Annotated in this window: 15 protein-coding genes; 14 read left to right on the top strand and 1 reads right to left on the bottom strand. The window is 64.7% G+C overall.

Translation table 11 applies throughout. The annotated features are described in order from the left end of the window. On the top strand, positions 1-416 hold a 416-nt coding region (locus WDB66_RS05365), incomplete at its 5' end, for a hypothetical protein (protein WP_339397499.1). Between the two features lie 154 nt (positions 417-570). Here WDB66_RS05365 and WDB66_RS05360 read toward each other — a convergent pair. Continuing rightward, positions 571-2808: a TonB-dependent hemoglobin/transferrin/lactoferrin family receptor gene (locus tag WDB66_RS05360; RefSeq protein ID WP_339397498.1), complete on the bottom strand. Its 2238-nt coding sequence runs from the start codon at positions 2806-2808 to the stop codon at positions 571-573. Between the two features lie 192 nt (positions 2809-3000). Here WDB66_RS05360 and WDB66_RS05355 point away from each other — a divergent pair, with 192 nt between their 5' ends. The 13 genes from WDB66_RS05355 (at position 3001) to WDB66_RS05300 (ending at position 16433) form a co-directional block, all read left to right on the top strand. Continuing rightward, positions 3001-5079, top strand: a complete 2079-nt coding sequence (locus tag WDB66_RS05355; protein ID WP_339397497.1) for a cytochrome D1 domain-containing protein — start codon at positions 3001-3003, stop codon at positions 5077-5079. A 561-nt stretch (positions 5080-5640) separates the two neighbouring features. Then, entirely contained in the window at positions 5641-6816 is a 1176-nt protein-coding gene (locus tag WDB66_RS05350; protein WP_339397496.1) for a putative porin, read from the top strand. A gap of 39 nt (positions 6817-6855) precedes the next feature. Next, positions 6856-7776 (top strand): cation diffusion facilitator family transporter, encoded by a 921-nt coding sequence (locus WDB66_RS05345; protein ID WP_339397495.1) that lies wholly within the window; start codon positions 6856-6858, stop codon positions 7774-7776. 415 nt (positions 7777-8191) lie between these two features. Then, a complete protein-coding gene (locus tag WDB66_RS05340) occupies positions 8192-9661 on the top strand; it encodes a SulP family inorganic anion transporter (RefSeq protein WP_339397494.1) in 1470 nt (489 codons plus the stop codon). Between the two features lie 67 nt (positions 9662-9728). Further along, the gene (locus tag WDB66_RS05335) at positions 9729-10952 is read left to right on the top strand and encodes an NnrS family protein (protein WP_339397492.1); all 1224 of its coding nucleotides are present in this window, start codon (positions 9729-9731) and stop codon (positions 10950-10952) included. Positions 10953-10958: 6 nt separating this feature from the next. After that, a complete protein-coding gene (locus tag WDB66_RS05330) occupies positions 10959-11360 on the top strand; it encodes a SirB2 family protein (protein ID WP_339397491.1) in 402 nt (133 codons plus the stop codon). Positions 11361-11533: 173 nt separating this feature from the next. Next, positions 11534-11743: a DUF3185 family protein gene (locus tag WDB66_RS05325; RefSeq protein WP_339397490.1), complete on the top strand. Its 210-nt coding sequence runs from the start codon at positions 11534-11536 to the stop codon at positions 11741-11743. A gap of 153 nt (positions 11744-11896) precedes the next feature. Continuing rightward, a complete protein-coding gene (panD, locus tag WDB66_RS05320; RefSeq protein ID WP_339397489.1) occupies positions 11897-12277 on the top strand; it encodes an aspartate 1-decarboxylase in 381 nt (126 codons plus the stop codon). A gap of 164 nt (positions 12278-12441) precedes the next feature. Then, the gene (locus WDB66_RS05315) at positions 12442-13446 is read left to right on the top strand and encodes a class 1 fructose-bisphosphatase (RefSeq protein ID WP_339397488.1); all 1005 of its coding nucleotides are present in this window, start codon (positions 12442-12444) and stop codon (positions 13444-13446) included. Between the two features lie 293 nt (positions 13447-13739). After that, complete coding sequence (gdhA, locus tag WDB66_RS05310) at positions 13740-15083, top strand: NADP-specific glutamate dehydrogenase (protein WP_339397487.1); 1344 nt, start codon at positions 13740-13742, stop codon at positions 15081-15083. Positions 15084-15144: 61 nt separating this feature from the next. Beyond that, the gene (locus WDB66_RS05305) at positions 15145-15543 is read left to right on the top strand and encodes a DUF6165 family protein (RefSeq protein ID WP_339397486.1); all 399 of its coding nucleotides are present in this window, start codon (positions 15145-15147) and stop codon (positions 15541-15543) included. A gap of 144 nt (positions 15544-15687) precedes the next feature. Further along, the gene (locus tag WDB66_RS15195; RefSeq protein ID WP_489670821.1) at positions 15688-15972 is read left to right on the top strand and encodes a helix-turn-helix domain-containing protein; all 285 of its coding nucleotides are present in this window, start codon (positions 15688-15690) and stop codon (positions 15970-15972) included. Further along, a complete protein-coding gene (locus tag WDB66_RS05300; RefSeq protein ID WP_339397485.1) occupies positions 15966-16433 on the top strand; it encodes a HipA N-terminal domain-containing protein in 468 nt (155 codons plus the stop codon). The genes WDB66_RS15195 and WDB66_RS05300 overlap by 7 nt, the downstream gene beginning before the upstream one ends. Positions 16434-16778: the final 345 nt, after the last annotated feature.

Genomic DNA, 16778 nt, shown 5'->3' with positions numbered 1-16778 from the left:
TGGTCGTGGAGCGGCCCAGCCTACGGCACCTGGCCCGCTTCGGTTCAAGGAAATTGCACTTCAGGGTTGAATCCGCCGGGTTCAGCACAAGTGCAGCACCCCTACACCCCACTACCTTTCATGAAACATCAGAGTTCCAAAATGTCACTGGTGTCGAAATCACAATCACTGACATGGTGAAAGGCAGTCACCGAGTCCAGTTCGTGGACAGCTCAGAGGTGTTTGAGGTTCAGGAAGCGAAAGCACCACTGAGAATAAGAATTACTGAAAATAATTCTGAATATTTGAAAATGGAACTCTTCAGCCTAGTAGACGGGAAATGGACTGTCGTTAGCGATACAAATGTAGGCAAGGCATCAACGCAAATCCTGACGCGATACGGTGTAGTTCTTAACTTCTACACACATGGCGCCTGACCATCAACCCAATGAAGCGATGGCGCAATTACACCAAAGGGCATTGCTTCACCATGAAGCACAGCCGCTGTCCATGACGGTCTTCAGCGACAGCTTCGAGTAAGGGCGGCCGCGCGTGGCGCCGTATGCGTCACGCGCACCCTGCGAGGATGTCCTACCAGTCCAGCGCCAGACTCACCGCCAAGCTGCGGCCGGGGCGGGTGTAGAAGCCGATGGCCTCGTCGTCGGCTTCCACGCCGCGCACGCCGGACCAGTCCCAGTAGCGCCGGTCGGCCAGGTTCAGCAGGCCGGCATTGAGCCGGATGCCGGGGCGCAGTTCGGCCCAGACGTAGGCGTCCATGCGCAGATAGCCCGGCGGGGCGAATTGTTCGATCGTGGTGTGGTCGATGCGGTCCTTGCCTTGCACCGTCACGGCGGCCATTTCCGCGCCCCAGCGGCCGGAGCCGGCCTCGTAGCGCAGCCCCAGCGTGATGCGGGCCGGATCAACACTGTTCAGGGGCTGCTCGCGGCGCAGGTCATCACCTTCGGACCAGCTGCCGGCGGCATGCAGTTGCCAGCCTTCCAGCGTCGGCGAAAGCGCATCCAGATACCACAGCAGATCCGCTTCCACGCCGCGGATACGGGCGCGGTCGCGGTTCACCGACTGGAACACCAGGGTGCGCGTGACCGGATCAATGCCGAGATTGGCGCGCGATTCGATCAGGTCGCGGTAACGGTTTTCGTAGATCGAAACGCTGGCGCGCAGGTTGTCGCCGATATGGCGCCAGCCCAGTTCGAACCCATGGCTGCTTTCCGGGCGCAGGTCCGGGTTGGCGCGTACTTCGTAATTGAACACCGGCAGCAGCAGGCCGATGTTGACGTCACCAAACGGCGGCGCGCGGAAACCCCGCGCGTACTGCGCGAACAGGCTGTGCCCGCCGCCCAGGGTCCAGCGCAGCGCCAGCCGTGGCGTGACCCGGCTTTCGTCCACATCGACCGGGTTGTTGTCGGGGAAATCCTCCAGGAAGACCGCATCCGGATGCGCGCGCAGCCGGTACCACTCGGCGCGCACGCCGGGAATCAGCGCCAGACGCGGGCTGAACTGGATTTCGTCCTGCCAGAACAGCGCCAGGCTGTCGGCATCGGTATTGGGGAAGTCACGCACCGGCAGCGGCTCGCCCAGCACTACGGTGGTGGTGGCGCCACTGGCCAGATCGGTTTCCAGCCCGTCGCGCAGGCCCTCGTAGCGTTGCAGCGTCAGATCGATGCCGAACACCTGCCAATGATCGCCCCACGAGGTTTCCTGGCGCGACTGGCCCAGCAGGTTCAGGCCGACCGCATCGGCCTGGTATTCGAACCGGCGCCAGCGCAGCGATTCGTACGGCGTGGCGGCATCCGGCAGGCGGTACTGGTCGCTGTCCTGCTGCACCCAGGTGTCCTGCACATAGAGCTGGGCGCTGAGCGAATCCAGCCAGGCACGCTGCGGACGCCATTCGCCGGACAGGCTGATACGGTCGCGTTCCTGCCGGTCATCGGCGTCCAGCTGGTAGGTGGTGGCATAGCGGCCGGCACCAAAACGCAGCGAATTGACCGCGGTCTGGCGTGATTCGCGGCTGCTGTCGGCAGTCAGCACATAGCGCCCGGCATCGCCGGCATCATTCACCAGCTTGGCCAGCAGGCTGCGGCGCCGGTAATCGGCCGGATTGGGGCCGTCGGCCTCGCGCCAGGCACGGTTGTCGGCTTCGTGCCCGCTGCGCTGCCCGGCCACGACCATGCCCTGCCAGCGGCCGCTGCGGTCTGCACCGGCCCAGCTGCCGGCCAGTAAATGGCTCTCATCAAGCCCGTCATATCCCACGCGCAGGCCGAAATGATGTGCATCGCCGCTGCGCGCCAGCAGATCGGCCGGATCGCGCGTGGTGAACGCGACCACGCCGGCCAGCGCATCGCTGCCGTACAGCGTGGAGGCCGGGCCGCGCAGGATTTCGACCCGTTCGACCGCCTCCAGATCGACCAGATCCCGTCCGGCCGAGGCGAACTGGCCGATAGTGTAGGCATCGGCCAGCGGGATGCCATCGACCAGGACCCGCACCCGGTTGCCTTCCAGCCCACGGATCGAAAACCCGCGCGCGCCGAAGCGGTGTGCTTCGCCGGCAACACCGACACCGGGCACATAGCGCACCAGCCCGTCCAGGTTGTGCACCAGACGGCGATCCAGCTCTTCCCGTTCCACCTGCGCCACGCTGGCCACCACCTGGCTCAACGGTTCGGCCGCACGGCTGGCAACGACCACGACCGCATCCAGCACGGTCGGATCGGTGCTGCCTTCGGCATCGGCATGGGTTTCGGCGCTGGCGGGCTGCCAGGACAGGCTGAGGAAAAAAAGGACGGCTGCTGCAAGTAGGCGCGGTTTCATGGGGCTCGGACTCGGGGAACGCGGGAGGGATTCTGATAGGCTAGAAGTCTGGCCAGCGGCACCGGAAACGGCATTGACCTCGATCAACCGCGCCAGGTTGATTTAGATCATGGCAGGGATTTTCCACGGTACGGACAATCCTGTCGAAAGGTCAGAACCTTTTACCACCTCCAACCCGAGCAGGCATCCGACATGAAACGGACCACCCACTTGATCATCACCGCCCTGGCCCTTTGTGCCGGCATGGGTCTGGCGGCTTCCGCCAGCGCCCAGGAAAGCAAGGGCCAGGCCACCTATCTGCAGAACTGCGCCGCCTGCCACCAGCCGGATGGCAAGGGTCTGACCGGCGCCTTCCCACCACTGGCCGCTTCCGACTGGCTGGAAGACAAAAGCCCGGCCGATGTCGCCACCACGGTGCTGACCGGCCTGCAGGGTGAAATGGTCGTCAACAACCAGACCTACAACAGCGTGATGCCGGCCCAGACCCACCTGAGCGATGCGGAAATCGCCGAAACCATCACCTACGTGCTCAACAGCTGGGGCAACCCGGGCGGCAGCATTACGGCCGAGGAAGTCACCGCGCTGCGTGCCGCGCTGGCGGCGCCGACCGACCCGGCCCAGGGCGAACTGCATCCGGGCACCAGCCAGGCCCAGGTCGCCTATGAGGGTGCGCCCACCCTGCTCAGCGGGACGGCGGTCAAGCAGGTCCGCACCCCGGGCGCACCGGACATGACCGAAGAGGAGTTTGCACGGGCCGGAGAAATCTTCTTCCAGCGCTGTGCCGGCTGCCACGGCGTGCTGCGCAAGGGCGCCACCGGCAAGCCGCTGACGCCGGACCTGACCCAGCCACGCGGTACGGAATACCTTAAGGCGCTGATCAACTTCGGCTCACCCGGCGGCATGCCCAACTTCGGCACCGGCGGTGAGCTGAGCAGCGACGAAGTCGACCTGATGGCGCGCTTCCTGCAGCACACCCCACCCAACCCGCCGGAATGGGGACTGGCCGAAATGCGTGACAGCTGGAAGGTGCTGATCCCGGAAAGCGAACGCCCGACCCGCCAGATGAACACGTGGGATCTGGACAACATCTTCGCGGTGACGCTGCGTGATGCCGGCGAAATCGCGCTGATCGACGGCGACAGCAAGAAGATCATCAACATCATCAAGACCGGCTACGCGGTGCACATCTCGCGCGTCTCGCATTCGGGCCGCTACATCTACACCATCGGCCGCGACGGCAAGATCGACCTGATCGACCTGTGGCTGAAGGTTCCCGACCGCGTCGCCGAGATCAAGATCGGCCTGGAAGCACGCTCGGTGGAAACCTCCAAGTTCAAGGGTTTCGAGGACAAGCTGGCCGTGGCCGGCGCCTACTGGCCGCCGCAGTACGTGATCATGGACGGCCCCTCGCTGGAGCCGCTGAAAGTGGTCTCGACCCGCGGCATGACCGTGGACACGCAGGAATACCATCCCGAGCCGCGCGTGGCCGCGATCGTGGCCAGCCACGAGCACCCCGAGTTCATCATCAACGTCAAGGAAACCGGCCACATCCTGCTGGTGGACTATTCGGACCTGAACTCGCTCAAGACCACCACGCTGGAAGCCGCGCGCTACCTGCATGACGGTGGCTGGGACGCGAGCAAGCGCTACTTCCTGACGGCGGCCAACAACAGCGACAAGATCGCCGTGGTCGACTCGCGCGAGCAGAAGATGGCCGCCCTGATCGATGTGGAAAAGATCCCGCATCCGGGCCGTGGCGCCAACTTCACCCATCCCGAATACGGCCCGGTGTGGGCGACCTCGGCGCTGGGCAACGAGAACATCACGCTGATCGCCACCGATCCGGAAAACCACCCGCAGCACGCCTGGAAGGCGGTGGAAGTGCTGAAGGGCCAGGGTGGCGGCTCGCTGTTCGTCAAGACCCATCCGAACTCCACCAACCTGTGGGTCGACACCACGCTCAACCCGGACGCGGGCATGAGCCAGTCGATCGCGGTGTTCGACGTCAACAACCTCGACAAGGGCTTTGAAGTGCTGCCGATCGCCGAATGGGCCAACCTCGGCGAAGGCCCCAAGCGCGTGGTGCAGCCCGAGTACAACAAGGCCGGCGACGAAGTCTGGTTCTCGGTCTGGAACGGCAAGGACCAGCGCTCGGCCATCGTCGTGGTGGATGACAAGACCCGCAAGCTGAAGGCGGTGCTCGACGACGAACGCCTGGTCACCCCGACCGGCAAGTTCAACGTCTACAACACGGTCAAGGACGTCTACTGACCGCAGTTGCACGACGGGGCGGAGGCTACGGCTTCCGCCCCCTTTTTTTGTGTTGTCGCCGTCCGTGGCGGCAACCCCTCCTGGGCCATCGCTGACGCAACGTCAAGAACACGCTCCTGCTGCTCTTTGTTGCTGCCTTCCATCGCAGTGACAGCTGGTTTGTCCGCACCCGGATGCCACAACGGCAACCCAGGCCCGCAATGAAGCACTCTCATCTGCGGCCGCACCGCCGCAGCACTCCAACCATATGCACGGATCATGCGTTCCACTTGGTCGCAATGAACGCGGCTGCCAGCGGTCCGCCCTACTTCCCTTCCGACTCGGCTGCGAAGGCTGGTCTGGGCGGGTTCGATAGCTAGTGTTTCTCGCGACAGGAGCAGCGCAGGATGCGCCTCATTTCCGCACCAGGGCACGACACAAAGCAAGTACCGGAGTCGGCCTGACGTCGGCGCTTGACGATGATCAAGTTGCATGTCCGCGGATGCGCGCAGACTGAAACCACATTCATCCTGATATCGCCAGACCGGATTTCCCCTTCACCGCCACTTGCCAGGAGATGTCATGTACACGCTTCCCTTTCCGCGTCCGCACCGGCCCGGTTCCGCGCCCGGCGCGGGTGTCGTCCTCACGCTGGCGCTACTGCTGGCCTTGCCCGTTACCGCCCAAGCGGATCAGGGCTGGAACACCAGTGGCGACCTCCGCTTCGGCTATGTCAGCTCCGAAACCCGGCCCCGCAGTGGTACTAACTCCGATGCCGACAGCTTCCGTATCCGCGCGCGCTTCCGAATCGCCGGAGAGATGGGCGGCAACTGGCGTGCCAGCGCACGCGCAGCCGCACGGCTGGACACTGGACAGAGCAAGGATGAGTTCTGGCTGCGCACCTATGCGCCCACGGTTGCAGGACTTGAAAACGGCCAGGGCACAATCGATGAGGCCTATCTGGAATACCGCCCGGCCCAGTCGTCCTGGAGCCTGCGCATGGGTCGCTTCCAGGCTGCGTTCGGCATCAACGACATCATGAAGAAATCGCTGGACCAGAACGACAGCAGCAACTTCGACATCAGTTGGACCGACGGCCTCTGGTGGCAGTGGCGTGGGAACGACTGGACCACGCATGTGATCGCGCGCCACAACGATCGTCGCGGGCCCACCGGCACGCTGCGTCGGCCGCTGGATTTCACCGATAACGGTTCGCGTATCGGCCTGTTCGCGGCGGCGGAATCCAGGACTGCCATCGGCCCCGTGGTGCAGCGCATGGTCACGCTGACCTGGCTGCCATCGGCACTGCGCCCGAACGGCCTTGCCGATCCGGCGCTGCAGGACTACCTGGCGGTCACCGCCAAGGCGGCCGCCGAATGGCCGCTGGGTCAAGGAGGCACGACCTTCCGCCTCGGCGGCGAGCTCGGCCTGGCAGTCGACACGCCGCGCCGCGAGGCGATGAACACCGGCAGCGGCGACACCGATGCACTGTCCTGGCAAACGTCCTTCAGCTTCATGGACGTCCTGCCCGAGCACGACATCGGCATCGTCTACGGCCGCATCGCCGATGGCTGGCTGGTGTCGAGCGACTTCCGCCCCAACGATGAACTGCTGGAGGTGCGCTGGGTTTGGCAGGCAACACCAGCTTGGCAACTCGACGCGCGAATCCGCCGTCGCCAGGAAATCGACCTGTCCACGAGCGCCGCCCGCCCGCGTCGAGACGACGACCTGTACTTGCGCGCGACCTGGCGGTTCTGACCGGCAGCACCGCTCCGCGTGATGCAGCACAATGGAAAGATGGAAAGTACCCGTAGACCGGCTGCCCCCACGCCGGACCTGAGGAAATACGCCTGGCTGGCAATCGGCGCCGCCGTGCTGACGGTGCTGCTGAAGGCCAGCGCCTGGGCCATCACCGGCTCGGTGGGTCTGCTGTCAGATGCGGCCGAATCGATGGTCAATCTGGTGGCCGCCATCGTCGCGCTGGTTTCGCTGACCATCGCCGCCCGGCCGCCGGACGCCGGTCACCACTTCGGCCACACCAAGGCGGAATATTTCTCCGCCGCGCTGGAAGGGATCATGGTGTTCGTCGCGGCGGCGTCGATCATCTATCTGGCCATCGAGCGCCTGATCCATCCCCGTCCGCTGGAATCACTCGGCATCGGCCTGGCCATTTCGATGGTGGCCGCGGTGCTCAACGGCATCGTCGGGCGGATCCTGATCACGGTCGGTACCCGCCACCGCTCCATCACCCTGCGCGCCGACGGCAAGCACCTGATGACCGATGTCTACACCTCGGTCGGAGTGGTGATCGGCCTTGCACTGGCGTGGTTCACCGGCTGGAACTGGATGGACCCGGTGGTCGCGATCCTGGTGGGCCTGAACATCCTGGTCACCGGCTACAAGCTGATTTCCGAATCCACCGCCGGCCTGATGGACGCCTCGCTGTCGCCGGAAGACAACGCCCGGATCCAGGCCATCCTGGATGCCCATGCCAAACCGGGCGTGATCGGATTTCACGCTGTGCGCACACGCGAATCCGGCGCCCGCCAGTTCATGGAAATGCACATGCTGGTGCCCGGCGACTGGACCGTGCAGCGCGGCCACGATGCGATGGAAAACCTGATCGAAGAGATCGTGGCCCAGTTCCCGTCGATCCACGTGACCGGGCATCTGGAACCCATCGCCGATCCGCGCAGTTACGAGGACATGACGCTGTAGCAAGGCGCCTACGTTTTCTGCGCCGCCAACCGGAGCAGACACTCTGCCGCAGGCACGGCAATTCAGTACTGCATGTCGCCATGCCGACGCGGTGGCACGCACGCAGCCGGGGAAATCCGGTTTCTGCGCGCCTGCGCCGCCAACCTTCAGTACGCCGCATGCGGCAGTGACAGAACCGGCATTCATTCGCGCCCAGCCGCCACGACTTCCCCGCCGGCAGCAAGAAAACCTCCGGCCTCCCTCCCATCATTCCGGGCCATCGGAAAGCCGGCCCCGACGATGCCGCGCCACCAGCCTCCATGCAGCACGGTTGAGCCGTTTGCTGCACAGCAATACACTGACACGCCCCTTCCTGCCGCAGATTCGCCGATGCACGCGCATCCGGGCGATGGCCGGCACGTGTCCCGGAGCCTCCATGTCCATCATCTATCCGCCGCTGCGCGAGCAGTGGTTCGGCAATGTTCGCGGCGACATCCTGTCCGGCATCCTGGTCGCACTGGCGCTGATCCCCGAAGCGATCGCGTTCTCAATCATCGCCGGCGTTGATCCGAAGGTGGGCCTGTACGCCTCGTTCTGCATAGCCGTGGTCACCGCCATCGCCGGCGGTCGACCTGGCATGATTTCCGCCGCCACCGGCGCGATGGCGCTGGTGATGGTCGGCCTGGTACGCGACCACGGCCTGCAATACTTGCTGGCCGCCACCATCCTGGCCGGCGTGCTGCAGATTCTTGCCGGCGCGTTGCGGCTCAATACCCTGATGCGCTTCGTCTCGCGCTCGGTGGTGGTCGGCTTCGTCAACGCGCTGGCAATCCTGATCTTCCTGGCCCAGCTGCCGGAGCTGATCGGCATGCCGTTCGCGGTCTACGCGGTGTGCGCGGCCGGGCTGGCGATCATCTACCTGCTGCCACTGCTCACGCGCGCGGTGCCGTCGCCGTTGGTGGCGCTGATCGTGCTGACCGGGGTCAGCCTCTGGTTGGGCCTGGACATCCGCACCGTCGGCGACATGGGCGAACTGCCGGACACGCTGCCGGTGTTCCTGTTCCCGGACATCCCGCTGACGCTGGAAACACTGAAGATCATCCTGCCGGTCTCGGCCACGCTGGCGGTGGTCGGCCTGCTGGAGTCGCTGATGACCGCGCAGATCGTCGAGGACATGACCGACACCCCCACCAACCGCCGCCGCGAGTGCGCCGGGCAAGGCGCAGCCAACATCGTCGCCGGCCTGTTCGGCGGCATGGCCGGCTGCGCGATGATCGGGCAATCAGTGATCAACGTCAGCTCCGGCGGACGCGGTCGGCTGTCGTGTTTCGTGGCCGGCGTGGTGCTGTTGCTGCTGGTGGTCTACGCCTCGGACTGGGTCTCGAAGATCCCGATGGCGGCGCTGGTGGCGGTGATGATCATGGTCAGCATCGGCACCTTCCACTGGAAGAGCTTCATCGAGTTCAAGACCCACCCCAAGACCGCCAACCTGATCATGCTCGGCACCGTCATCGTCACCGTCGCGACCGGCGACCTGGCCAAAGGCGTGCTGACCGGTGTGCTGTTGACGGCGCTGTCCTTCACCCGCCGCGTCAGCGCGATGCTGCATGTCGAACACGAGGATGCCGAAGACGGCAGCCAGCGCATCTATCGGGTCAGGGGCCAGGTGTTCTTCGCCTGCGCGGTGCAGTTCACCAACAGCTTCGATTATCTGCACGCGCCGGCGCGCGTGGTCATCGACCTGACCGAAGCGCACTTCTGGGACACTACCGCCGTCGCCGCGCTGGACCGGGTGGTGCTGAAGCTGCGCAAGCACGGCACCCAGGTCCAGGTGATCGGTCTGAACCGCGCCAGCCAGTCGCTGGTCGACAAGCTCGGCACGCACGGGGAACAGGCACCGGGTTGACGCGCCTGCCCGGCACAAGCTGATTCAGGTCATGGCATCGCCGTGATGACGGGAGGACACTTGCGCCATGGCTACTCCAACCTCTACCCCGCCCCCGGTTTCCCTCCCTGCGATCCTGGCCGCCGCGCCGCACCGGTTGCTGTTCTTCATCGGTGCGTTGAACGTGCTGGCGGCGATGATCTGGTGGACGTTCTGGCTGTTTGATCCGATGCCGATGCCGGTGAACTGGGTACTGGGCGGCTGGCTGCACGGTTTCATCATCCAGTACCAGATGCTGCCCAGCTTCATGTTCGGTTTTTTGATCACGGTGTTCCCGCGCTGGATGGGGCAGCCGGAGCCCACGCGCTGGCATTATGTGCCGGTCGGGCTGGGGCTGCTGCTGGGTCAGGCGCTGTGTCTGTACGCGGCGTTTTCCGGCAGTTTGCTGGCGCTGCATCTGGGCGTGATTTCCACGCTGATGGGTTGGGGCCAGGGGCTGATGGTGCTGGGCCTGGGCGTGTGGCGCAACCGTTTCAAGACCTGGCATGCGGTCAGCTGCCTGGCCGCGCTGCTGCTGGGTTTCGTGGCGCTGGCACTGTTCATTGCCTATCTGCACACACTGGATCTGCGTTTTGGAAATGCGGCGATCAAACTCGGCGCGTTCGGCGTGCTGCTGCCGATCTACGCCACGGTGGCGCACCGGATGTTCCCGTTCTTCGCCGGCAATGTGGTCGCCGGCTATCGTGCGTGGAGGCCGATGTGGCTGCTGGCGGCACAATGGCCGCTGTGGCTCGGGCATGTGCTGCTGGAATTGACGCATCTGACCGCATGGCTGTGGCTGGTCGATCTGCCATTGCTGCTGCTGGCACTGCTGTGCCTGTGGCGCTGGTGGCCGCGCGGGCGCATGCCGGCGCTGCTGCGGGTGCTGTTCGTGGGCTACGCCTGGTTGCCTGTGGCGATGGTGCTGTACGTGGTGCAGAGCCTGTGGCTGTTGCTGGGCGGTGAACTGGTGCTGGGGCGCGCGCCGCTGCATGCGCTGGGCATCGGGCTGTTCGGCAGCCTGCTGGTGGCGATGGTGACGCGCGTGACCCAGGGCCATTCGGGCCGGCCGCTGGTGCTGGGCGGGGTCGCGCTGTTCGCCTTCCTCGGCATCCAGGTGGTGGCGGTGGTGCGGATCGTGTCCGAACTGCTGGTCTCGCCCTATCCGGGTTTCCAGCTGGCGGCGCTGGGCTGGCTGCTGGCCTTCACGCCGTGGGTGCTGCGTTCGGCCTGGATCTATCTGCGGCCACGCGCCGATGGTGCACGGGGATAAACGGCAATGATGGAGTTCTACCCACAGATCAAGGCGGTGCACGTGTACTGCGTGCTGCTCAGCGTGGCGCTGTTCTCGCTGCGCGGGTTGGCGATGATCGCCGGGCAGCGCTGGCCGCGCGCCAATCCGGTGCGCTGGCTGAGCTGGAGCATCGACACCACGCTGCTGACCGCAGCCCTGATGCTGGCCGCGATCCTGCCCGGCGCGCTGTTCGCCAATCATTGGCTGACGGTGAAGCTGGTGTTCCTGGTGGTCTATGTCGTACTCGGGCACCGCTGCCTGTCGGCCAGCACGTCGAAGCGGACGCGGCCGCTGTGGTTCATCGCCGCGCTGGCCTGCTACGGCTTCATGTACAGCGTGGCGCGCAGCCATCACCCGGCCGGCATCTTCTGGTCGCTGCTGGCCTGAGTGCGCGGCGGCCGGCGTGACGCCGGACACACCCAATGTTGCCCTGCCACTTGCCCCTCCCGGCACCTGGGCGCAGGATGGCGCCCGCAGGACGGTCGGCGGGCACCATCGCAATGCCGCCCACCTCCTGCCGGAGCCCACTGTGGCGGGACATTCCATGACGGAGGCATTCAATGAACATGAAACGGGGAGTCGGGCTGGCGCTGCTGGTCATCGGCGCGGTATTGGTCTACTTCGGCCTACAATCCACCGAATCACTGAGCGAAAGAGTGGTGGAAGGCGTCACCGGGCGCTACAGCGACGGCACCATGACCTATCTGATCGGCGGGGCCGCAGCGGCCGCCGTGGGCCTGGCTTTGCTGGTGTTCGGCAAGGGCCGCTGAACGGCCATTCCCCTCCGGCCGCTGCCCGGTGCCTGCCCTTGCCGCCACCGGGCAGCGGTTTCCGCTACTGCAGCTGAACGTCTTTGTTGCGATGCCGCAGCGCGGTTTCTACACTTCCGCACTTGACCCGCCCCACCGCTCCCGGAGCCGACCGTGCAACTGAACGTCCTCAAGGCCAAGATCCATCGCGCCAGCGTCACCCATGCCGAGCTTCACTACGAAGGCTCCTGCGCGATCGACGGCACCCTGCTGGATGCCAGCGGCATCCGCGAGTACGAGCAGATCCACATCTACGACGTCAACAACGGCGAACGTTTCGTCACCTACGCGATCCGGGCCGAAGAAGGCAGCGGCATCATCTCGGTGAACGGCGCGGCGGCACACAAGGCCGATGTCGGCGATCTGGTCATCATCTGCGCCTATGGCGTCATCGATGAGGCCGCGATGGCCGAACACCTGCCCACCCTGGTCTACGTGGATGCGCAGAACCGCATCACCCACACCAAGCACAGCATCCCGATCCAGGCCGCCTGACAGCGTCGCACCACGCCCGGCACACCGCCATGTACCCGCACTTCTCCTCACCCGCGCTTTGACATTTGCCCGGCCAGGCGGGGAAACCCGGCCCGGCCGGTAGCCTTTCACGGCGCCACCCGGGACAATGGCCAGCTGGAATTCCCTGCCCGGAGTACAGCCTCATGAACCGTGTTTCGCTGAGCCGCTTCCTGATCGAAGCGCAACGCAGCCCGTCCCCCATCAATGCCGACCTGCGCCTGCTGATCGAAGTCGTCGCGCGCGCCTGCAAGGCCATCTCGCTGGCGGTGAACAAGGGCGCGCTGGGCAATGTGCTGGGCGAGGCCGGCAGCGAAAACGTACAGGGCGAGGCGCAGAAGAAACTCGACGTGCTGTCCAACGAAATCCTGCTGGACGCGAACGAATGGGGCGGCCATCTGGCGGCGCTGGCATCCGAGGAAATGGACGACCCGCACCTGATCCCGAACCGCTACCCGAAGGGCAACTACCTGCTGGTGTTCGATCCGCTGGACGGAAGTTCCAACATCGATGTCAACGTCTCGATCGGCACGATCTTCTCGGTGCTGCGCTGCCCCGAAGGCGTCACCGACCCCAGCGCCGATGATTTCCTCCAGCCCGGCACGCGGCAGGTCGCGGCCGGCTACACCGTCTACGGCCCGAGCACGATTCTGGTGCTGACCCTGGGCAATGGCGTGCACCAGTTCACCCTGGACCGGGAAATCGGCAGCTTCGTGCTGACCCAGAGCGATCTGCGGATTCCCGAAGACACCTCCGAGTTCGCCATCAACATGAGCAACCAGCGCCACTGGGAAGCGCCGGTGCAGCGCTACATCGCCGAACTGCTGGCCGGGCGCGAAGGCCCGCGCGGGCGCGATTTCAACATGCGCTGGGTGGCCTCGATGGTCGCCGATGTACACCGCATCCTGACCCGTGGCGGCATTTTCATGTACCCGTTGGACGCCAAATGCCGCGACAAGGGCGGCAAGCTGCGCCTGCTGTACGAGGCCAACCCAATGGGCTTCATCGTGGAACAGGCCGGCGGCGCGGCCAGCACCGGGCGCGAACGCATCATGGAGGTACAGCCGCATACGCTGCACCAGCGCATCCCGGTGATCCTGGGTTCGAAGAACGAAGTCGAACGCGTCGCGGCCTATCACGCCGAAGGCTGAGCCGGGCTGTCGCGTGTTCCGCCGCCTGCACGGACGCCGTGCGGGCTGTGGAAAGATCACCCATGCTGCATGGCAGCAATTCCCGCATGTCACCGCACAAACGCCTGAACATTGCCGGAAAACGGCCGCAGCGCCGTTTTTCAAGCGCGGCTGAAGCCGGGGGTCGTGGGTTGTTTCACATCCTCGACGTTGGTCGAACTGAAATTGACCGGAAAAGGGCTTGACGCCGGGGATTCGGGCATAGACTCTGAAATTGCCGCAGTGCAATACGACCAGACACGGATCCTCCGCTCATGACCCAGCCCACCCTTCAGGCCTTTCTGGACGCCGTCGCCCGGCGCGATCCCAACCAGTTCGAATTCCAGCAGGCCGTGCGCGAGGTCATGGAAAGCCTGTGGCCCTTCATCGAGAAGAACCCGCAATACCGCGAGCACGGCCTGCTCGAACGGCTGGTGGAACCGGACCGCATCGTCCAGTTCCGCGTGGCCTGGGTCGATGATGCCGGCCACACCCGGATCAACCGCGCCTGGCGCGTGCAGCACAGCGCCGCGATCGGCCCGTACAAGGGCGGCATGCGCTTCCACCCGTCGGTGAACCTGTCGATCCTGAAATTCCTGGCCTTCGAGCAGACCTTCAAGAACGCCCTGACCACGCTGCCGATGGGTGGCGGCAAGGGCGGCTCGGATTTCGACCCGAAGGGCAAGAGCGACGGCGAGGTGATGCGTTTCTGCCAGGCGCTGATGTTCGAACTGCACCGCCATCTGGGGCCGGATACCGACGTGCCGGCCGGCGACATCGGCGTGGGCGCGCGCGAAGTGGGTTTCATGGCCGGCATGATGAAGAAGCTCAGCAACCACGCCGCCTGCGTCTTCACCGGCAAAGGGCTGGCCTACGGCGGCAGCCTGATGCGACCGGAAGCCACCGGCTTTGGCACGGTCTATTTCGTCGAACAGATGCTGCACCACGCGCGCCGCCAGACGCACGGCGCGCGCGTGCTGATTTCAGGCGCGGGCAACGTCGCGCAATACGCCGCGATCAAGGTGCTGGAACTGGGCGGCAAGGTGCTGACACTGTCCGATTCCGGCGGCACGCTGTACGCCCCCGACGGCTATGACGATGCCGCACTGGCCGAGGTGATGGAACTGAAAAACGCCCGCCGTGGCCGCCTCGCCGAACTGGCCGGCGACGCCCGCTTCCAGTATCTGGAAGGCAAGCGCCCCTGGCACATCCCGGCCGAGATCGCCCTGCCCTGCGCCACCCAGAACGAACTGGACCACGCCGACGCCTGCCTGCTGGTGGCCAATGGCGTGGTCTGCGTGGCCGAAGGTGCCAACATGCCCAGCACGCTGGAAGCGGTGGACGTGTTCCAGCACGCCGGCGTGCTGTACGCGCCGGGCAAGGCCAGCAACGCCGGCGGCGTCTCCACTTCCGGATTGGAAATGAGTCAGAACGCACTGCGCCTGTCCTGGACCCACGCCGAAGTCGACACCCGCCTGCATGCGATCATGAAGGAGATCCACGCCTTGTGCGTGCGCCACGGCAAGCGCGAGGATGGCAGCGTCAACTACGTGCAGGGCGCCAACATCGCCGGCTTCGTCAAGGTCGCCGACGCCATGCTGGCGCAGGGCGTGTGCTGAGCAGCCCTTCCATTTATTCGCGGCACCAAACCGTGGCCGCCACCCTTGCAGCGAGATTCCCGTGAACCTGATCCACACCCCCGTATCGCTCGGCGAACTGGCCGACAAGATCACCATCCTGCAGATCAAGGCCGAACGCATCGCCCAACCCGAACGCGTGGCGCACGTGCGCACCGAACTGGACGGCCTGCTGCCGCTGTGGGCCGGCGCCATCGTCGGCAAACCGGAACTGGAAGCGGTCAAGGACGAACTGAAAACCATCAACGCCCGCATGTGGGACATCCAGGACGGCCTGCGCGAACGCGAGAAAACCGGCACCTTCGACGACGAATTCATCCGCCTGGCGCGCGCCGTGATGACCACCAACGCCGCCCGCGTCAAACTCAAGAACGACATCAACCACCGCGCCGGCTCGGCCTTCATCGAGGAAAAACAGTACAAGGCGGAACCGGGAAACTGATTCAGCGGTAGGCCGCGCACAGCAAGGCGGTGGGTGTCACTTGGCTGCCGCTGCACCCAATGCACCCTTCTAGCTGCCCCGCACCGATGCATGCAAACCCTGTTGCGCCACCAGAAGAAACAGCCTACAAGCTGTAAATGGTGAATACAGTCACGGGTTTGTATTTATGAACCAATACACCGTCCACACGGCAGAGCAACTGCTCGCCTGCTGAAAGCCTTTCGCAAGGAAAGCGGGCTGACCCAGACACAGCTCGCAGCCAGCCTCGGGATCACGCAGCAGACACTGTCCGCACTCGAACGCAACGCTTGGAAGATGAGCGCCGAACGGCTGCTTCACCTGCTGAGCTTCCTTGGCGTGGAGATGGTGCTGCAAGCCAAACAAACTCCGCCCCACGACGCCTCCGGTAACGGAGCCAGCGGATGGTGACCGCCCGCACACAAAGGCCTTCACGCCGGGAAACGCTGGGCCTGTGGATGAACGGTGAGTTCGTCGGCACCTGGTGGATCGGGTCCGGCTCTGAGGATGTACTCGAATACCACGCGGACTGGAGAGCCTCCCCGCAAGGCCGCCCGCTGTCGCTCTCGCTACCGTTCACCCCGGGAACCACAACACATCGTGGTGAAGTGGTCCGGGCGTACTTCGACAACCTGTTGCCGGATAGTCAGGACATCCGTGCCCGGGCCGCAAGCCGTTTTCGCGCCCGCTCCACCGACGCTTTCGACCTGCTGGCGCAGATCGGACGGGATTGTGTCGGCGCATTGCAGATCCTGCCGGATGGCATGACACCGGAAAACGTGGGCACCGTGGAGGCAACGCCCCTGGCCGAACACGAGATCGCCGCCATCCTGCGAGGCACCGTGGCAACTCCCGCCTTAGGGAAGGTCTGAACAAGGCGTCATTCCGGCGAAAGCCGGAATCCAGATCTTCGGAAAGTTATTGGAAAATCTGGATCCTGGCTTTCGCCGGGATGACGTTATGAGGCTTGATCAGAGTTTCCTTAACAAGCAGATTCGCCCACGGGCGGAAAGATGCACCAAACCCGAAGGGCGACCTCGTGTCGGCCTTTGTCTTTTCTAGCGCATGCCAGTCTCACAGGATGAGACAACGATCCAATCCAGCAAAAAGCCTGGGCGACTTAATCGATACGAATCTGCAGCATCAAGCCGGAGCGCTGAATCGGGCAATGCTCCACAACCCACTGCATGGCCCGAATTTTTGCGGATGCGTGAATT

The organism is Denitratimonas organivorans (assembly GCF_037478135.1).
Taxonomy (GTDB): domain Bacteria; phylum Pseudomonadota; class Gammaproteobacteria; order Xanthomonadales; family Xanthomonadaceae; genus Denitratimonas.
Note: the sequence above shows the minus strand (reverse complement) of the source record. Positions and strands in the feature narration are given on the sequence as shown.

Excerpts from the sequence above, each read along its gene's own strand:
- gdhA (WP_339397487.1), top strand. The coding sequence starts at position 13,740 with ATGACCCAGCCCACCCTTCAGGCCTTTCTGGACGCCGTCGCCCGGCGC.
- WDB66_RS05360 (WP_339397498.1), bottom strand. The coding sequence starts at position 2,808 with ATGAAACCGCGCCTACTTGCAGCAGCCGTCCTTTTTTTCCTCAGCCTG.
- WDB66_RS05335 (WP_339397492.1), top strand. The coding sequence starts at position 9,729 with ATGGCTACTCCAACCTCTACCCCGCCCCCGGTTTCCCTCCCTGCGATC.
- WDB66_RS05300 (WP_339397485.1), top strand. The coding sequence starts at position 15,966 with ATGGTGACCGCCCGCACACAAAGGCCTTCACGCCGGGAAACGCTGGGC.
- WDB66_RS05315 (WP_339397488.1), top strand. The coding sequence starts at position 12,442 with ATGAACCGTGTTTCGCTGAGCCGCTTCCTGATCGAAGCGCAACGCAGC.
- WDB66_RS05340 (WP_339397494.1), top strand. The coding sequence starts at position 8,192 with ATGTCCATCATCTATCCGCCGCTGCGCGAGCAGTGGTTCGGCAATGTT.
- WDB66_RS05355 (WP_339397497.1), top strand. The coding sequence starts at position 3,001 with ATGAAACGGACCACCCACTTGATCATCACCGCCCTGGCCCTTTGTGCC.
- WDB66_RS05325 (WP_339397490.1), top strand. The coding sequence starts at position 11,534 with ATGAACATGAAACGGGGAGTCGGGCTGGCGCTGCTGGTCATCGGCGCG.
- WDB66_RS05330 (WP_339397491.1), top strand. The coding sequence starts at position 10,959 with ATGATGGAGTTCTACCCACAGATCAAGGCGGTGCACGTGTACTGCGTG.
- WDB66_RS05345 (WP_339397495.1), top strand. The coding sequence starts at position 6,856 with ATGGAAAGTACCCGTAGACCGGCTGCCCCCACGCCGGACCTGAGGAAA.
- WDB66_RS05350 (WP_339397496.1), top strand. The coding sequence starts at position 5,641 with ATGTACACGCTTCCCTTTCCGCGTCCGCACCGGCCCGGTTCCGCGCCC.